The organism is Streptomyces sp. TE5632, assembly GCF_054061295.1.
This window is the reverse complement of record NZ_JBSSEA010000003.1, coordinates 3,172,080-3,186,682: the sequence shown is the minus strand read 5'-3', so window position 1 is coordinate 3,186,682 and position 14,603 is coordinate 3,172,080. Positions and strand designations below refer to the sequence as shown.

General features: G+C 72.6%; 9 protein-coding genes and 1 pseudogene. 4 read left to right on the top strand and 6 right to left on the bottom strand.

The features are described 5' to 3' along the window. Positions 1–17 precede the first annotated feature (17 nt). Positions 18–1,376 carry a glycosyltransferase gene (locus ACVW19_RS19770; protein WP_457460669.1) on the top strand — a complete coding sequence of 453 codons (1,359 nt, stop codon included), beginning with the start codon at positions 18–20 and terminating at the stop codon, positions 1,374–1,376. After that, entirely contained in the window at positions 1,373–2,185 is an 813-nt protein-coding gene (locus ACVW19_RS19765; RefSeq protein WP_457460668.1) for a polysaccharide deacetylase family protein, read from the top strand. The genes ACVW19_RS19770 and ACVW19_RS19765 overlap by 4 nt, the downstream gene beginning before the upstream one ends. Positions 2,186–2,272: 87 nt before the next feature. Here ACVW19_RS19765 and ACVW19_RS19760 read toward each other — a convergent pair whose 3' ends face one another. From ACVW19_RS19760 to ACVW19_RS19740, 5 genes are all read right to left on the bottom strand, one after another. Then, complete coding sequence (locus ACVW19_RS19760) at positions 2,273–3,310, bottom strand: glycoside hydrolase family 26 protein (protein WP_457460667.1); 1,038 nt, start codon at positions 3,308–3,310, stop codon at positions 2,273–2,275. A 152-nt stretch (positions 3,311–3,462) separates the two neighbouring features. After that, entirely contained in the window at positions 3,463–3,888 is a 426-nt protein-coding gene (locus tag ACVW19_RS19755) for a hypothetical protein (RefSeq protein WP_457460666.1), read from the bottom strand. Further along, the gene (locus tag ACVW19_RS19750) at positions 3,885–5,774 is read right to left on the bottom strand and encodes a glycosyltransferase (protein ID WP_457460665.1); all 1,890 of its coding nucleotides are present in this window, start codon (positions 5,772–5,774) and stop codon (positions 3,885–3,887) included. Before ACVW19_RS19750 ends, ACVW19_RS19755 begins: the two co-directional genes overlap by 4 nt. A 224-nt stretch (positions 5,775–5,998) precedes the next feature. Next, positions 5,999–8,530: a lipopolysaccharide biosynthesis protein gene (locus tag ACVW19_RS19745; protein WP_457460664.1), complete on the bottom strand. Its 2,532-nt coding sequence runs from the start codon at positions 8,528–8,530 to the stop codon at positions 5,999–6,001. Next, positions 8,523–9,773 (bottom strand): DegT/DnrJ/EryC1/StrS family aminotransferase, encoded by a 1,251-nt coding sequence (locus ACVW19_RS19740; RefSeq protein ID WP_457464688.1) that lies wholly within the window; start codon positions 9,771–9,773, stop codon positions 8,523–8,525. The genes ACVW19_RS19745 and ACVW19_RS19740 overlap by 8 nt, the downstream gene beginning before the upstream one ends. Before the next feature lie 369 nt (positions 9,774–10,142). On the opposite strand from ACVW19_RS19740, the gene fahA reads away from it, so the two are divergent. Beyond that, positions 10,143–11,357 (top strand): fumarylacetoacetase, encoded by a 1,215-nt coding sequence (gene fahA / locus ACVW19_RS19735; protein WP_457460663.1) that lies wholly within the window; start codon positions 10,143–10,145, stop codon positions 11,355–11,357. 228 nt (positions 11,358–11,585) lie between these two features. Continuing rightward, positions 11,586–12,524: a M56 family metallopeptidase gene (locus ACVW19_RS19730; RefSeq protein ID WP_457460662.1), complete on the top strand. Its 939-nt coding sequence runs from the start codon at positions 11,586–11,588 to the stop codon at positions 12,522–12,524. A gap of 58 nt (positions 12,525–12,582) precedes the next feature. Here the strand turns inward: ACVW19_RS19730 and recQ are convergent. Continuing rightward, a pseudogene (gene recQ / locus ACVW19_RS19725) lies at positions 12,583–14,587 on the bottom strand (DNA helicase RecQ). Between the last annotated feature and the right edge of the window lie 16 nt (positions 14,588–14,603).

The following is a 14,603-nucleotide window of genomic DNA, read 5'->3' as shown; positions in this document are numbered from 1 at the left end:
GAGGAGGGGAAGGGCTCATGGCCCGCACGGCACGTACGCAGGAGGAGATACGGCGGTTCCTGGACATCGGAGCGGTTCAGGTCGCCGAACTGGACCTGAACGGTGAGGAGACCGCCCTCAGACCCGGCCCGGGCAGCCCACCGGTGACGTACGGAGAGGTGTTCGTACTGGTCAGGCAAGCCGGCCGGCCGGTGGGCACGCTGCTGGGGCGGGTGCCCAAGGGGGCCGATCCGGCAACGGTCCTGACGGTGCTCGCACGGCAGGAGCACGGCCAAGAGCCGGCCGAGGGGCGAGGGCAGGGGCGGGGCGCGGAGAGGTCCGTGGCCGCCGGACCGCCGCCGCCCCACACCTCGGTCGTCGTGGCCACCCGGGAGCGGGCCGGACAGCTCGCCCGCGCGCTCGACTCGCTCCTCGCGCAGGACCATCCGAGCTTCGAGATCGTCGTCGTCGACAACGCGCCCGTGTCGGACGAGACGCGTGACCTGGTGGAGCGGAAGTACGGGGAGCGCGTGCGGTACGTGTGCGAGCCGGTCCCCGGGCTCGCGACCGCGCACAACACCGGGCTCGCCGCCGCCCGCGGCGAGGTGGTCGCGTTCACCGACGACGACGTCGTCGCCGACCCCCGCTGGCTCACCGAGCTGACCACGCCCTTCGCCGCCGACCCCGGACTCGGCTGTGCCACCGGCCTGATCCTGCCCGCCCGGCTCCGCACCCCGGCCCAGGTCCTGCTGGAGAGCCACGGCGGTTTCGCGAAGGGGTTCACCCCGACGACGTACGACCCGGAGGACCCGCCCCGCGACGAGCCGCTGTTCCCCTTCACCGCGGGTCGGTTCGGATCCGGCGCGAACATGGCGTTCCGTGCGGAGGTACTGCGCGGGGTCGGCGGCTTCGACCCGGCCACCGGCGCCGGAACGCCCGCCCGGGGCGGCGACGACCTCTACGGGTTCGTCCGGGTCCTCGCCCAGGGACACAGGCTCCACTACACGCCCGGCGCGCTGGTGTGGCACCACCACCGGGAGACCTGGGCCGACCTGGAGACCCAGGCGTTCGGCTACGGCGCCGGGCTCACCGCCTACCTCACCGCGATCCTGGTCAACCGGCCCGCGCTGCTGCCGGCGTTCCTCGCCCGGGTGCCCCGCGGGCTGTCCCACGCCCGCGGGCTGACCGCCGTACGGGACACCGGCGGCGGGGGTGCCGGCGGTGGCAGCGGTGCCCCCGGTGATCGGGGGGCCGCGCCGGGCGACCACGACACCCGCACGCATCCCTGGCCACGTCGCCTCTCGCGTCTGCAGCGCAGGGGGATGCTGTACGGCCCGCTCGGCTACCTGCGGGCCCGGCGGGCGGCAGGGAACCGGACGGGGAGGGGGGCGAGATGACGGCGTCGTCGCAGGGCCCGGCGGCCATCCCCGTGTTCCTCTACCACGCCGTGATGGACGATCCGCCCGACTGGATCGCCGAGTTCACCGTCACGCCCCGGGAGTTCGCGGCCCATCTGGACGCCGTCGTGGACAGCGGCCGCACGCCCGTCACCATCAGCGCTCTCGCCGAGCATCTGACCGGGCGCGCACCGCTGCCGCCCCGGCCGGTGCTCCTCACCTTCGACGACGGTTTCGCGGACCTGCCCGGCCCCACCGCGGAGGCACTGGCCGAACGCGCCCTGCCCGCCACCGCGTACCTCACCACCGGCGCCATCACTCCGAACGGCCGCAGCCTGCTTCCGCCGGCGCCGATGATGACCCTGAACCGGGTGGCGGAGCTGGAACGTTCCGGCATGGAGATCGGCAGCCATACGGTCAGCCACGCCCAGTTGGACACGCTGACCGCCGGGCGACTGCGCGCCGAACTGGTCGACTCCAAGGCCGCGCTGGAGGACACCCTCGGCCATCCGGTCCCCCACCTCGCCTACCCGCACGGCTACAACAGCCCTCGGGTGAGGGCCATGGCGTCCCGCGCCGGCTACCGGACGGCGACCGCGGTACGGCACGCGCTCAGCTCGGACCGCGACGAGCGCTACCGCATCGCCCGCCTCATCGTCCGCCGCGGCCACACCGTCGCCGACGTCACCACCTGGCTGGCGGGCGGCGGCGCCCGGGTCGCCCCCTACCGCGACGGCCCGAAGACGATCGGCTGGCGCTGGTACCGGCACGCCCGAACGGCCCTGCGCGGACCGGAGTTCGCGGGCTGAACGGACCGGGCGGTCGCTGCGGCGGTCGTTCGACGGTCGCTGCGGCGGTCGCTTTGGCGGTCGCTCCGGGGCGACCGCCCGGTCACGTCACTTCGTCGGCTGGTTCAGGTACGGGTCGGACACCACCTCGCGCAGGCTTTCCCATGCCGCCTCGTTGGCCACGGCCAGATCGCAGTGCGGTCCGGGATCGCGGTGGTTCCACTGGAGCGCGGCCTTGACCCCGTCCAGCCCCTTCAGTACGGGCGGTACCCGCGCATACCACTCGGCCTGCCGCTCCGGCCGCGAGTCGTCGGCCGCCGAGCCGAACTCGGAGAGCATCAACGGCTTGTCGGCGGAGATGTTCTCGCGTACCCAGTCGTGCGTGGCCGTCTGGGTCTGCTCGAAGGTCAGCCACTCCGTCTTGTGGCAGCGGTAGTAGTTGTACTGGTTGTAGCCGATCCAGTCGACGTACTCGTCCCCCGGGTACATCCCCTTGAACAGGTCACCGTGATTCAGGTACCCGGTGATGATCCAGGTCCACACCACGTTGTCCACGCCCAGCTCCCGGAACCGGTCGTGGATGTGCCGGTACGCCTTCACGTACTGGGCCGGCGTGCCGTTGTCCGGGGTGCGCGTGTCCATCTCCAGGTCGAAGGAGAGGAAGACCTTCTTCCCGGTGCGCTGCCCGTAGTCCTTGACGCGCCGGGCCTGGACGTCGATCACGGTCGCGTCCAGGTCGCCGTCGGCTATCTCCTTCCACGTCGGCTGCTGTGCCTTCGTGCCGCCCCACCACTTGCTCTCCCAGGACAGCAGCAGCATGCGGTCCTCGCCGACCCGTTGTTCCTCCGGGCTCAGCAACTGCCCCTCCCTGCGGGCGCCTTCGCGCAGGGACATGTCGTGGTACGTGTACACGATGTCGAGCTTGCGGCCCACTCGTCGCTCGTAGGCCTTCACCCTGTCCTCAAGGTTGGTCCGTTCGTGCGGCACGAACGCCCCGAACCAGGCGCCGCACGGCGGTTCGAGCAGCTCCGTGGGCCGGCACTCCTCGCCCATCCCGGAGGGCTCCGAACCGGACGGCCCGGAGGCGTCGCGCAGCGCGAGTACGGCGACCAGCACCGCGCAGACGACCACGATGGAGGTGATCAACGGCCGCCGGCGGTTCGCGGCCGGCCTGACTCCGGGTGTGCGGTGCCGACCGGTTCCGGGGCCGGGCCCCGGGTGCGCAGTGGTGTTCGTGCCGGTGGAGCGCCGGGCGCGGCGCAGGGCGGCGGCGATACGGTGAAAGGGACGGGCGAACCTCACAGGACGGAACCCTTCCGTGTCCTCGGCGGGGAGGCACGCAGCCGCGGGAGGAACGCGGCGAGCGTGGTCAGCAGCGTCAGGGCCACCAGCACGCGCTGTGCGCTGAAAGCATGGGTGGCGATCAGCACCGTCGCGACGATCATCACCGCGCCGATACTGACGAACACGACCAGCATCAGTCGTTCCAGCAGGTCGGAGTGGCGGGCGAAGTCGGGGGCGCGCCGCTCGACGGGTCCCCGCGCCGCGCGTATGCGCAGGGCGGGCCCGCAGAGGCCGACCAGGGCGGCGCCGGGCCCCGCCGCCAGGAAGACGACGACGGCCGCACCCCGCAGCGGCGATCCGCCGGGGAGGGCGAGCGCGGCCAGCGCCAGCCAGCCGCCGAACGGCGGGAGCATCCTGATCACGAAGTCCTGCGGTGTCATCGCCCCGCCCCCTTTGCTCCGTCTTCCCCTGCTCCGTCGTCCTCTGCTCCGTCGTCCTCGCCCTGTCTCAGCTCGTAGACCGCTCCCGCGCCGGTCTCCGCCACCAGCCGGAACCGCGGCGACGCGGCGACGGACTCCCGGACGCGGTCCAGCTGGGCCCCGGTGAGCTGACCGTTCATCTCGGAGTTGGCCAACTGGCCCTGGGTGAACAGGAAGTAGGCCCGAGCGGGACGCTCCACCCCGGCCATGTCGGTGGCGAGGGTACGGGCCGGGTCCCGCACGATCTCGTCGACGTGCCTCCGGTCGTCCTCGAGGAACCAGTAGTGGTCGACACTCCCGTACGAGGCGTAGGCGAGTGGGTAGTTGCGGTTGGCGGCGACGACCAGCGAGCCCTCGGGCGCCTCGTCGAAGAGCTGCCGCACCAGGGCCACCTCCTGCGGCGGGAAGTAGCTGATCCTGTCCTTGCCCGAGTAGCTCGGGACGAACGCCAGGGTCCCGGCGAGCAGCACCAGTGGCGGGCCCCAGACCCGGACGCCGAAGCCGGTACGGAAACCGAAGCCGTGGCGCGCACGGGCTTCGCCCTTCCGGCGGGCCTCGGCCGCCGCCTCCGCCGCCGCCTCGGCGGCGGCGAGGGTACGCACCTTGGGCAGCAGTGCGGCGGCGCCGAAGAAGGCGACGCCGGGCAGCATGAACATCAGCACCCGGAAGATCATCTCGCTGCCGTAGCTGCTCGCCACGAACATCGGCAGCGGTGCCGCCGTGATCACCAGCAGCGGCATCGCGCGGTACCGCAGCACGGGCTGCCGCCACACTCCGACCGCCGTCAGCAGCAGGACGGAACCCGACAGCAGCCGGGCCGCCCACGAGGTCGCCACCGCTCCGGTGCCGGTCGGGGTGGCGCCGTACCCCGTCTCGACGTTGCCGCCGACGTCGCCCACCGCGCGGATCATGTCCGGCAGCGCGGCGGACAGGAAGGGCAGCGCGGCCGTCAGGCACCAGGCCAGGAAGATGACGACCGTGGTGACCACCGGAACCCAGTCCCGGTGGCGGCGCAGCAGCCACAGCGCGAGCAGCGACACGACCAGCATGCCGGGTGTGAGCTGGTGCGAGATGACGATCGCCGTCACCAGCAGGGTGACGAGGGCGGTCCAGACGGCCTGCCCGCGCCGCCCGCCGCCCTCACCGGAACGGCCGTACCTGCGCAGCACCACGGCCAGCACACCGAGATACAGCGCGAAGGCGACGGACTGGGGGGAGAAGTAGTCCTGGCCCACCCAGTTGGCGACGTGGAAGAGCCAGACCGCGGTCCAGATCAGTCGCCGGTCCTCGGTGAAGGTGCGGTAGATCAGCAGCAGCGGGAGCAGCAGCATCAGGCTGGACGCCAGCGGCCACCACGCCATGTACATCGCCGCCGAGTCCACGCCCAGCAGCCGCACCAACGCGGCCTGCGCGGCGAAGAAGCCCGGCCACTGGTCGTAGACCGCCATGTCACCGATCTGGTCGGCGCTCTGGAGGCCGCCGGCCGTCAGCAGGTGGTCGACGACGCCGTCGTGCTTCCACGCCCAGGCGTACAGCGGGGTCGGATAGAGCACGGCCTGGGTGGCCCGCTCCATCACCAGCAGGCCGAGCACATACGCAGCCGGCCAGCCGCCGGGCCGCCGCCGGTCGCGGACCGTGAACCAGAAGCCGGCGGTGAGCACGGCGAGGCCGGCCCAGAAGCTCGGGTGGAGCGCGGTGACCAGGCCGTAGTCGTCGAGGTGCGACACGTCGGTGTGCCGGACCGCGTACAGCCACAGCGCCAGCGCCGTCACCAGCGGTACCGCGGGCCGGAGCGCGAGGAGACGGGGCGCGGACCAGAGGGGCGGCAGGTCGGAAAGGTCCGTCACGGGCTCGTGGGCGGGTGCCGACGACTCCGAGGAAGGATCGGTCCGCGCATCGGTCTGCGAATCGGTCCGCGCATGCGGTCCAGCAGGGGTGACCGACGCCGGTGTGCTCTTCGGTGCGGGCTCGGACGCGGGTCTCTCGCGTGGAGTGGCTGGCGGACGCACGGTGGTTCCCCCCTGGCGGTTCGGCTCCAGAACGTGATCGGTCGTTTCGGTCAGTCGTTGGTTCAGCCGTTCGGTTGTCCACGGTCGGGCGGCCGCGTCGCCGACACGGCACGGCGCCGCGGCGGAAGGAGGAGGAGCGGCAGCAGGAGAAGCAGCGCGGCGAGCAGGGGCGGGGCCACCGGTGCGAGCGCGTCCCGCCACACCCAGCCGGCCACGGCGATGAGATACAGCGCCCCCCAGCGCCCCGGCCAGGACAGCCTGCTGCCCGCGCGCGCCGACAGCAGCCACAGCGGGACGAGACACAGCAACTGGCAGACCGGCGGTGTCCAGCGCAACAGGGGCTCGGGACCGGCGAGTCCCATCGCGTCCGCGAGGAACACGGCCGTCTGCGAGTACAACGCCCCACCCACCGGCCGTGGTTCCCAGCCGAGGACGACAGGCGCGGCGTACAGGGCGAGCAGTGCGGAGCCCAGCGCGGTGCCGGGGAGCCAGGGGTCGGGTCGCGTGCACAGCGTCACCGAGGCGACGAAGACCAGGAGCAGCACTCCCCCGGCGGCGAGCGCCGAAAGCGGCAGCCCTTCCAGCAACAGGCTCCCCGTCAGTTCCCCCGGTTCCTCCCACCCGGATCCGCCGAACCAGGGCAGCGAGCGCACCGACACCCAGAAGACGACGGTGGCGAGTCCGAGCAGCACCCAGAGGACGTCACGCAGGCGCCGCTCGGTCTCGTCACCGGTCGACGACGACGGGACCACACGGCGTGCACCGGACCAGACGGGGTGAGTGTCCTCCACTGCGACCTGCGGCGCGTCTCGTGCGGACCGCTCCCTCCGCTCCTCCTGCTCCTCCTGCTTCTTCGGCTCCTCCTGCTTCTTCGGCTCCTCCTGCTCCTCCTGCTTCTTCGGCCCATGCCGCTCATGCGGTTCGTCGTCCCGGCCCGGTGCGTCCCGTGGAGTGGGCGACTCCCCGCCCCCCTTCCCCGTCCCGGGACCGGTGTCCTCCTCCGCGTCCCCATACGCGTCCGCGTCCGCGGGGCGGGACCGCACGATGAACGCCAGCGTGTCCGCCTGGAGCGCCTCCCGTTCGTAACCGGGGCGGCCGATGAACAACGTGACGGTGTCGTCGCCGCCCTGCCCGGAATCTTCCCCGTCCTCGTAGGCGGCCCGGCGGGCCCAGCCCGTGCCGTACCCGGCGGTGGCGTTCAGCTTCGCCCAGCGGGTGCCGTAGGCGGACCCGGCGGGGGCCAGGCCGGCCCGGTCCGGCCCGTCCTGCTCCAGGGGCCCGCCGCGCGTGCCGCGCAGCGCCGACCGCAGTCCGAACACCGAGACGACGGCGATCAACGTCATGCTGATCAGCACCGCCCACCCGGCACCCGCGATCCCCGCGGGGCTGAACAGCACTGCCGCGCTGCCCAGTACCAGCACACACATGGCCCCTTGGAGGGCGGCGAGCACACCGGTGCGCCCCTGCACCCGCAGCACCCCGATGTACAGCTCCACGACCACCCGGGGCAGCGCCCCGAGCGCGAGCAGCCGCAGCACGGCCGAGCCGTGCTCGGCGTAGTCCGCGCTGAACGGGGTGAGGATCTGCGGCGCGAAGACCACGAGCACCAGCACCACCGGCACCAGCAGCAACGTCATCCGGCGCAGTGCCCCCCGGACGCCGTCCGCGAGTTGCCGTGGGTCGTGCGAGGCGTGGGCGGTGAGCGACGAGGCCATGTTGATGGCCATGAACTCCATGGTGCCGCCGACGGTGTACGCCACGTAGAAGTAGCCGTTGTCGGCGGCGCTGAAGCGCACCGCGACCATCACCGGCAGCAGGTTGATCATCGCCAGGCTGAACAGGGCGCCGAGCGAGTCTCCGGCCAGGAAGCGGCCCATGTCCCGGACCTTGGGCGGTTCCCGGTCACGGTCGGCGGCGGTCTGACGCGGAATGAGCCGGCGGAAGATCAGCCAGCCGAGCGGCAGCGTGGAGAACGCGATCGCGACGGCCCAGGACACGAAGATGCCCAGTACCGGCAGCGCGCTCGCGAGGACGGCCAGCAGGACCAGCTTCCCGGTGGAGAAGACGGCGTTCCCGACGGGCACCCACTCCGTCTTCCGCAGGCCCGTGAGCACCCCGTCCTGCAGGGTGAGCAGCGCCCACGCCACGCACGCCGCGACGAACAGCGCGCCCGCCAGCGGTGTGCCGAGGGGTTCGTACGACGCGCCCCACAGATCCAGTGTGAGCAGGAAGACGCCCGCGGCCAGGGCGACGACCAGCGAACTCGCCCCGTACACGCTCCACACCAGGCGCCCGGTCTCGCGGCCGGCACGCGGCACGAAGCGGACCACGGCACCGATCATCGTGGTCGCGGTGATGCTGGCGAGCAGCCGCATCGCGGCGATGGCGGCGGAGCCCTGGCCGACCGCCTCCTCTGAGTAGTAGCGCGCTGCCACGAGCCAGAAGCCCAGCCCGAGGACCGCGGACACTCCGGTGCTGAGCATCAGGAAGTAGGCGTTCTTGAACAGCGAGTCGGAGCCGGGCTTGTGGTCGGCAGGTTCGGGGCCGCCGCCACTGCGCACCACGGCGGGCTCGTGCACCTGGATCTCAGTCACGGGGCGGCCCCAGCCCTCTCGCCGTGTTCCCCGGCCGTACCGCCCCGCGCCGCGCCGGCCCCTCCGGCCCCTCCGATGCCGCTGGTGCCTCCGGTTCGGCCCACGCCTCGGGCGGCTCGGCCGGCCGTGCCCCGGACCGTTCCAGCACCTCGACGGCCTCCCGTGCCCGCAGCGGGTCCACCGGCAGCGCGTGCCGCGCGAACCAGCGAGCGCCCTCGGGCGCGGGCGACGGGTCCGTGAACGCCGCTCCCGCGTAGTCGTCCAGGGGCGGATCGTAGAGGTAGCCGACGACGAGGCCGCGCCGTGCCAGCGCCTTGATCGCGGCGTCCCGGTCCGCCACGAGCAGCGGCACCCGGAACAGCGGCTGCGTCGCACCGCCCGGACGCGGCCCGGCCCACCGCGTCGACAGCAGCAGTTCCGTACCCGCGCGGGAGGCCGCCAGTACGTCGTCCAGCCGCCCGAGCCCGCGCCGGACCCGGCGCAGGCGCACGGGGCCGGGCTCCAGCCGGTAGTCGTGCATGTCGACCCTGACCCAGGGATCGTGCGCGGCCAGATCCGGGGCGGAGCGCACCGCGTCGGCCAGCGCGTCCGGACGCAGTGGCATGCGGATCCCCTCACGCTCCGTCAGCCCCAGCAGCCCCATCGCGGCCCAGGCCGCCCGGCGCAGCCCGAGCCTCCGCACGGCGGCCTCGGCGTACGGCCGGACCGCATAGGTGAGTTCGGACGCCATCCGGCGCGGGGCGAGCAGTTCGGCGCAGGCCTCCCGCACCGCTGCGCTCCGGCCCGGGTCGGCCAGCGAGAGGATGCCCCCCGTCTGGGCGCCGACGTGCTTGGAAAGGCTGAAAACAGACGCATCGCCCCAGGCCCCGACCGGCCGCCCGCCCACCTCGCTGCCGATGGCGTGCGCCCCGTCCTCGAACAGCGGGATGCCCAACGCATCGCAGCGGGACCGCAGTTCCGGTGCCGGATCCGGGTTGCCGTACAGGTTCGTGGTCAGTACGGCGGACAGCGAGCCCCACACCTCGTCGGGCACGGCGTCGGTGTCGATGGACGCGTCGAGCGGGTTCAGCGGCGCCTGCACCGGGCGCAGCCCCGCCGCGAGCACCACGAAGAAGATGACGTCGTCGTTGACCGGCGACATCAACACCCTGCCGCCGGGCGGGCACCAGTGGCGCAACGCCACGAACAGCCCGAACCTGCATGACGGCACGTACACACATTCCCGGCCGAGCCGGCCGCGCATGACCTCTTCCAGCCTCTTCGACTGCGAGCCAGAGCGCGCCGAGCCCGGACCGGCCTCCCCTATGGCCATCCGTCCCCCTGATGTGCCATCGGAACGCCCCCTCCCCGAGGCCTTCCGGCACCCGCCCAGAGTCGCCCCGTTCGCACCGCTCCGTCAAGATTGCGTCGCGTCCTGTGGATAACTTCCGGTACGCAAGGGGAAGCGGCACATGAACCCGCCTCCCCACCGCCCGTCGCCCCGGACCCGCCCCTCCGCCTCTGCCCAAGACCACCGCGACACCCGTAACGTGTGGCACGACCACGGACACGTGAAGCACCAGAGCACCAGAGCACCAGAGCACCTGCGCACACGAAAGCGAGGCAGCACCCGATGCCCCCCTTCGATGTCCCCGAGGGCGATCCCTTCGGCCCGCACAATCTGCCGTACGGCGTGTTCTCTCCCCCCGGCTCGACGGAGCAGAGGGTGGGCGTCCGGCTCGGCGATCACGTCCTCGACGCCGGCGCGGCGGCACACGCCCTGGGCTCCCCGTACGCCTCCCTGCTCGCCCGCCCGACCCTCAACCCGCTGCTGGCGGCGGGCCGGACGGCCTGGTCCGACGTGCGGCGGGCGCTCACGGCCTGGGTGACCGTCCCGGCGCACCGGGAGACCGTCGGGCCGCTGTTCCACCCGCTGTCCTCGGTGACCCTGCACCTCCCCTTCGACGTCGCGGACTACGTCGACTTCTACGCCTCCGAGAACCACGCACGGAACGTCGGCCGGATCTTCCGCCCCGACGCGGCCGACTCCCTCACCCCGAACTGGAAGCACCTGCCGATCGGTTACCACGGCCGTTCCGGCACGGTGGTGGTGTCCGGCACGGACGTCGTACGGCCCTCGGGGCAGCGCAAGGCACCGACCGACCCGGCCCCGGTCTTCGGCCCGTCGGTCCGGCTGGACATCGAGGCCGAGGTCGGCTTCGTGGTCGGAACGCCGTCCGAGCGGGGCCGGCCGGTACCGCTCGGCGGCTTCCGTGACCACGTCTTCGGCCTCTGCCTCCTCAACGACTGGTCCGCACGCGACGTCCAGGCCTGGGAGTACGTTCCCCTCGGCCCGTTCCTCGGCAAGTCCTTCGCCACCTCGGTGTCGGCCTGGATCACCCCCCTGGACGCCCTGGAAGAAGCCCGGGTGGCGCCACCGGAGCGCACTCACGAGCTGCTGCCGTACCTGGACGACACGGACGAGGAACCCGGCGGTTACGACCTGCGGATCTCCGTGGCCGTCAACGGCCACGTCGTCTCCGAGCCCCCCTTCTCCACCATGTACTGGACGGCCGCCCAGCAGCTCGCCCACATGACCGTGAACGGCGCCTCCCTGCGCACCGGCGACCTCTACGGCTCCGGCACGGTGAGCGGCCCCACCGAGCGGGAGCGCGGGTCTCTGCTGGAACTGACGTGGAACGGGCGGGACGCCCTCGAACTCCCCGACGTCAAGCGGACGTTCCTGGAGGACGGCGACGTGGTGACCCTGTCGGCCTGGGCCCCGGGGCCGGACGGTGTCCGCGTCGGCCTCGGCGAGGTCACGGGACGGGTGACGCCCGCGGGCTGATCCCGGCGACCGGGCTGGGTCGCTCCCGCCGATCCCGTCGATCCCGTCGATCCCGTCGATCCCGGGGTCGCCTCCCGCAGGGTGTCCTTCCGCGTGCCCTTCGATCTTCGTCGCCCCCTGCCTCACGCCGCCCTTCGCCGTCATACTTGGTGTCGGGCGGTGTGCGGCTCCCGCACGTCCCGCACGATCCGAAGTCCCCCTCTGCCGACAGGATCCGGAGCCCTTGGCATGACCCTCTGCCTGCTCCTGCTGAGCGTTGTCGCCGTGACGGCCGCCGGGCCCGTCCCTCGCGCGCTGACCCGGGCCGACTGGCCGGAGCGGGAACCGGTGGTCGCCCTGTGGGTCTGGCAGTGCCTCGTCGCCACGGTCCTGCTGTGCTGCGTGACCGCCCTCGCCCTGGGCGCCGCGGCCGTCTTCGGCACCGTCCGCGCCCAGCTCTTCGCGCCGGCCCCGCCCGCGGTGACCGCGGCGTACGACCTGTCCGCCGCCTCGCCGTGGATGGCCGCCCTCACCCTGCTGCTGGCCTGCGGTGCCGCCTGGACCACGGCCATGCTCGTACGGGAACTGGTCGACGCCCGCCGGCGCCGCGCCCAGGCCCGCGCACATCTGCTGGAACGCGCCCCCGACCTGCCCGCCGGCCTCCCCGCCGCCCGCGGCCCCCTGCTGGTGCTGGAGGACGAGTACCCCGACGCCTGGTGGATGCCGGGCAGCCCGCCCCAGCTGATCGTCACCACCGGTGCCCTGCGCCGCCTCACCGACCACCAGATCGACGCCGTCCTCACCCACGAACGCGGCCACGCCCGCGCCCATCACGACTGGCTGCTGCACCTCTCCACCGCGCTGGCCACCGGCTTCCCCCGCATCCCGCTGTTCACCCACTTCTGCGACCAGACCCACCGCCTGGTCGAACTGGCCGCCGACGACACCGCCTCCCGCCGCTGCGGCCACCTGACCACGGCACTGGCGCTGATCGAGCTCAACCAGCACCGTGGCGTCCTGTCCTGCGCCTCCAGCCACCGCCTGCTCGGCGAACGCGTCGACCGCCTGCTGAAGCCCCCGCCCCGCCTCGGCCGCCGTGACCGCGCCCTGACGACGACAGCGGCGGCCCTGGTCCCCCTCATCCCCCTGCTGATCACCTTCGCCCCGGGCCTCACCGCCCTGTCCTAGGTGTACTGCCCCGCAAGGTCGGGGACGCGGCCGGCACCAGGACCTGTCCGGTGACGGGCTACATCCAGTCGTCCGGCTCCGGTTCGGCGTCCATCTCGGGCCAGTCGTCCGGCGCGGAACCGGTGGCGTCCGCAGCCGTGCCCTGCGACCCGGCGCGGGTCTCGGCCCCCGGCCGCCCGGCCCAGCGCCCCCAGCACCGCCAGTACGCCCTCCCCGTACGTCGCGAGCTTCTTCTCGCCCACCCCGCTGATCCCGCCGAGCTCGGCCACCGAACCGGGCCAGAGCGTGGCGATCTCCCGGAGCGTGGCGTCGTGGAAGATGACGTACGCGGGGACACCCTGCTCACGGGCCTGCTCGGCACGCCAGGCGCGCAGCGCCTCGAAGGCCGGCACGAGTTCCTCGGGCAGCTCGGCCGCAGCGGCCTTGGCCTTGCCCCGCCCGGAGCCCGACGTTCCCGACGACCCCGACCGGGAGGTCACCGGCTTCTTCGGCTCCTTGCGCAGCGGCACCTCACGCTCGCGACGCAGCACCGCCCCGCTGGCCTCGGTCAGCACCAGCGTGCCGTAGTCGCCCTCGACCGCCAGCAGTCCCTGGGCCAGCAACTGCCGGACCACACCCCGCCACTCGCCCTCACTGAGGTCCTCACCGATCCCGAACACGGACAGCTGGTCGTGGTCGAACTGGATGACCTTGGCGGTGCGCTTCCCCAGCAGGATGTCGACGATCTGCACCGTGCCGAACTTCTGCCCGCGCTCCCGCTGCAACCGGACCACCGTCGACAGCACCTTCTGGGCCGCGACGGTGCCGTCCCAGGTTTCCGGCGGGGTGAGGCAGGTGTCGCAGTTGCCGCACTCCGCGGGAGCGGCGTCGTCCTGGCCGAAGTAGGCCAGGAGCCGGCCACGCCGGCACCCGGCCGTCTCGCACAGTGCGAGCATCGCGTCCAGATGCTGGGCGGCCCGCCGTCTGAAGGCCTCGTCCCCCTCGCCGGACTGGATCAGCTTGCGCTGCTGGACGACATCGCCCAGTCCGTACGCCATCCAGGCCGTGGACGGCAGCCCGTCGCGGCCGGCGCGGCCCGTCTCCTGGTAGTAGCCCTCGACGGACTTGGGCAGGTCGAGATGGGCGACGAACCGGACGTCCGGCTTGTCGATGCCCATCCCGAAGGCGATGGTCGCCACCACGACCAGGCCGTCCTCCCGGAGGAAACGGGCCTGGTGCGCGGCGCGCGTCCCCGCGTCCAGCCCCGCGTGGTAGGGCACCGCCTCGATGCCGTTGCGGCTGAGGAACTCGGCTGTCTTCTCGACGGAGTTGCGGGAGAGGCAGTAGACGATGCCCGCGTCGCCGGCGTGCTCCTCGCGCAGGAAGCCCAGCAACTGCTTCTTGGGGTCGGCCTTCGGCACGATCCGGTACTGGATGTTGGGCCGGTCGAAGCTCGCCACGAAGTGCCGGGCGTCCGGCATGGCCAGCCGCTCGGTGATCTCCCGGTGCGTGGCATGCGTGGCCGTCGCGGTGAGCGCGATCCGGGGCACGTCCGGCCAGCGCTCCCCGAGCAGTGACAGCGTGAGGTAGTCCGGCCGGAAGTCGTGTCCCCACTGGGACACACAGTGCGCCTCGTCGATCGCGAAGACGGAGATCTTCCCCCGCGAGAGCAGCTCCAGCGAGCTGTCCAGCCGCAGCCGCTCCGGCGCGAGATACAGCAGATCCAGCTCGCCCGCCAGGAACTCGGCCTCCACCGCACGACGCTCGTCGAAGTCCTGCGTGGAGTTCATGAACCCGGCACGCACACCGAGCGCCCGCAGCGCGTCCACCTGGTCCTGCATCAGCGCGATCAGCGGGGAGACGACGACTCCCGTACCCGGTCTGACCAGGGCCGGAATCTGGTAGCACAGGGACTTGCCGCCACCGGTCGGCATGAGGACCACGGCGTCCCCGCCCGCGATCACATGCTCGATCACCGCTTCCTGCTCACCGCGGAAGGCCTCGAACCCGAACACCCGCTGCAGCGTGGCCCGCGCCTCGCTCTCCATCACTGCCATCCCGCCACTACCGCCCGTCCCGCCCATCGTCCCGTCCCCCCGT

Bases quoted from the DNA above. Each gene is read 5' to 3' on its own strand.
- ACVW19_RS19755 (WP_457460666.1), bottom strand. From the start codon at position 3,888: ATGACACCGCAGGACTTCGTGATCAGGATGCTCCCGCCGTTCGGCGGC.
- ACVW19_RS19765 (WP_457460668.1), top strand. From the start codon at position 1,373: ATGACGGCGTCGTCGCAGGGCCCGGCGGCCATCCCCGTGTTCCTCTAC.
- ACVW19_RS19740 (WP_457464688.1), bottom strand. From the start codon at position 9,773: ATGCGCGGCCGGCTCGGCCGGGAATGTGTGTACGTGCCGTCATGCAGG.
- ACVW19_RS19770 (WP_457460669.1), top strand. From the start codon at position 18: ATGGCCCGCACGGCACGTACGCAGGAGGAGATACGGCGGTTCCTGGAC.
- fahA (WP_457460663.1), top strand. From the start codon at position 10,143: ATGCCCCCCTTCGATGTCCCCGAGGGCGATCCCTTCGGCCCGCACAAT.
- ACVW19_RS19730 (WP_457460662.1), top strand. From the start codon at position 11,586: ATGACCCTCTGCCTGCTCCTGCTGAGCGTTGTCGCCGTGACGGCCGCC.